Consider the following 3,016-nt stretch of genomic DNA (forward strand, 5'->3'; position numbering starts at 1 on the left):
TCGACCGTGATCGTCGGGAAGCCACCTCCTGGGGGGAGGTTGTTGAACGCCGGGTCCGAGTAGTCCCAGGTGTCTCCGACCGTGTTGATCGCGTACACCTGGTACTCGTACAGGGTGTTCGTGCTGCCGATCGGGTCGACGTACTCGGCCGGACCGGTGGCCGCGCCGGTCTCGGTGGTCGCCGTGGACAGACTGGTCAGGTTGACCCGGTCCTCGGTCTGGACCATGGCGATCTGCGACCACGGACCCGTGGAGCCCGCGACGCGCCGTTCGACGACGAAGGCGGTCTCGTTCTTCGAGTTGTCCCGCCAGGTCACCGTGTTGATCCGGTTCCTGCCGCTGCCGGACGGCACGAACAAGATATCGGTCGGCGCCGACGGGTTCACCGCCACGGCCTGGGATCGCATCATGTCCATCTCCTCGTGGCTGAGGATGTGGCAGTGGAGCACGTACTCCCAGCCGAAGTTGACGTAGTGGTTGACCACGTCGATCGGCTCACCGTCGGGGTTGAAGGCCATCAGGGGCAGGTTCATCGCCTCCTGCTGTGTCGTGTTGGCGATGTAGGCCCCCGCCGGCATGGACGGGTCGAGCAGCCGGACACTGTTCGGCAGTCCGCCCCAGTCCTGGGGGATCGGCGGGATGATCGGTCGCACCGCGACGATCGTGTCCTCCAGCGGGCTGATCCGCACGGTGTCCTTCCAGCCGAGCTCGGTGGGATCGGGCTTGCGGATGATGCCGTCCCAGCCCACCCGGTTGAGCAGCTGCACGTCGTAGAGGTGGAAGTGGATGGGGTGCGTGTCGACCCCGTTGTGGGTGAACTTCCAGATCTGCGTGCCGTCCGCCGCCGAGGAGATCGGCGTGGCCTCCATGCCCGGCGGCAGCTCGATGCCGTCGAGCACCTCGGTGGGTGGCATCGAGAAGCCGTACAGGATCATGTTCTGCAGGCCTGCCTGGGCGTTCGGCGTCTCCACCCCCAGGAACCCGCTCATCCGCCCGTACTCGTTCTCGAACGCCTCACCCATCTCGTCCTGGATCATCTTGGGCTTGAGATCGGTCGTCAGCCGCTGTGCTGCGGTCGAGGTGGTGAACGGGGCACCGGGTGCGGTCGCCGCGTCGGGGTCGACGAGCCGGTTGAACGTCAGCGACGTGTCGTAGATCTGGACCGTGCCGTTGACCGGACCGTTCGTCGGGAACGTCGTGCCGTAGGCGCTGTTGTACTCGCCCTGACCCACGATGATCGGCTTCTGCCCGGACTCGAACACACCCGTCCCGTCGCCGCCCTCGAACGCGGCGTTGAGCGCCGTGAGGTCGAACGCGGGGGCCGGGGCGGCGTCCGCGACCTTGATCTGCATGACGGTGCGGGTGTTGGGCCCGTACCCCGCCAGGGTCGCCGACGCGCCACCGGACCCGCGGTAGTCGCCGTTGCCCGTGTAGTAGTCGTAGCGCGGGTCGCGTGCCGGGAAGGCCGCCGGGGCGTCGTTGTAGACGATCAGCGTCTGGCCCGCGTACGCGGACAGGTCCACGACCACGTCGAAGCGCTCGGCCGGCGCCACCAGCAGCGAGTGCTGGTCGACGTTGCCGGCGTTGAACACGGTCGGGTCGTTGACCCAGGTCGTCGGGTGCGCCGGGACCTCGACCGGGGCCGGCAGGAAGCCGCCCTCGGTACCCATGACGACCCAGTCCGGGCCCTCGGTGCCGGTGACCGGCGTCGGGAAGACCGTCGGGTCCTCCAGCGCTGCCGCGACCTCGTCCGGGTTGAGCGCCACCTCGGTGCACGCCACTCCCGTGCTCTCCGCCACCGGTGTCGTGGTGCCGTCGCACAGCGCACCGTCGGCATCGACCGCCTGGTACAACGAGAGGTTGAAGAACCGGTCGTTGGCCGCGTTGAGGATCCGGAACCGGTAGGCCTTCGGGTCCAGCTCAACGTAGGGGTAGGCCGCTCCGTTGACCATGGGGGTGTCCATGAACGCCTCCATGCCCATCGAGTTGTACGGCACACCCGGCATCAGCGGCGGCTCGCACCAACCCACCTCAGGGTCGCAGGCGGGGTCGAAGTACGGGTTGTCGGTCGGGCCGTACTCCACGCTGCTCGTCGGCGGCCAGAACCACGGCCCGTAGGCCCAGCGGCCGTACGCGTTGACACCGGAGACGTCTCCGGGATTCTGCGCCGGGGAGTACACGTGCGGCAGCCAGAGGTTACCCTCACCGCCCCAGGCCGTCGTGTCCCACGTCTCGTCCTGGAGGGCGAGCTGGTCCGGGCCGGGCACGAAGGTCTTGTCCTGGAACACGAGCGGGATCGTCGATGCCGCGTCCGGGATGGTCCCGGCGCTCACCAGGGCCTGCTCGGTCTCGTCCTGGATGATGTACGGCGCGGCCGAGCCGGCGTACACGTTGAGGCGCGTGATGCCCCACGAGTGGTCGTGGTAGAACATCAGCCGCGCGCTCTGGGCGTTGGTGTAGTAGAACGTCTGCACACCGTCCCTCGGGTCCTCAGCCGCCGGATCCATGTCCGGCACGTTCTTCACGCTCACACCCTCGGGGAACGGGGTGTCCTCGTCCGCCGGCGTGATCCACTGGTGCGGCGTCCCGTCGGAGATCCACGGAGTGATCCCGCCGTGCAGGTGGATGATCGCCCGGTTGTCCGAGTAGCAGTCCCCGCTGACCACCAGACCAGGCTTCGTCGCCGGGTCGTTGCACATGGGGACCTGCGGGTCGACCATGCCGGGCATGGCCTCCATCATCTCGTGACCCTCAGGCGTCATCCCCGCGCCCATCACCGTGCTGTCCACCGGCAGGAACAAGTTGCCCCCCGCGCCGGTCGGCAGCAGGTTGTGGAACTCGATCCGGACCGGCCGGTCCTTCTGCGCCACGATGGCCGGACCCAGATAGCTCGGCTCACCCACCGGGGTACCGTCCGCGTCCACCTGAACGTACCCGCGCAACTTCGTGCCGGTCACCGGAAGGTCCGAGTGCAGCCGCTGGGTGTACTCGACGAGGCCGATCCGATAGAAGTCGG

Annotated in this window: 1 protein-coding gene; it reads right to left on the reverse strand. The window is 68.0% G+C overall.

Features of this window, described 5'->3' with window-relative positions:
- The coding region (locus tag ACI3ET_RS16245; protein ID WP_405034111.1) for a multicopper oxidase domain-containing protein at window positions 1–3,016 on the reverse strand (3,016 nt) is incomplete at both ends.

This window comes from Ornithinimicrobium jinqii (genome assembly GCF_045032595.1).
Classification (GTDB): Bacteria; Actinomycetota; Actinomycetes; order Actinomycetales; family Dermatophilaceae; genus Ornithinicoccus.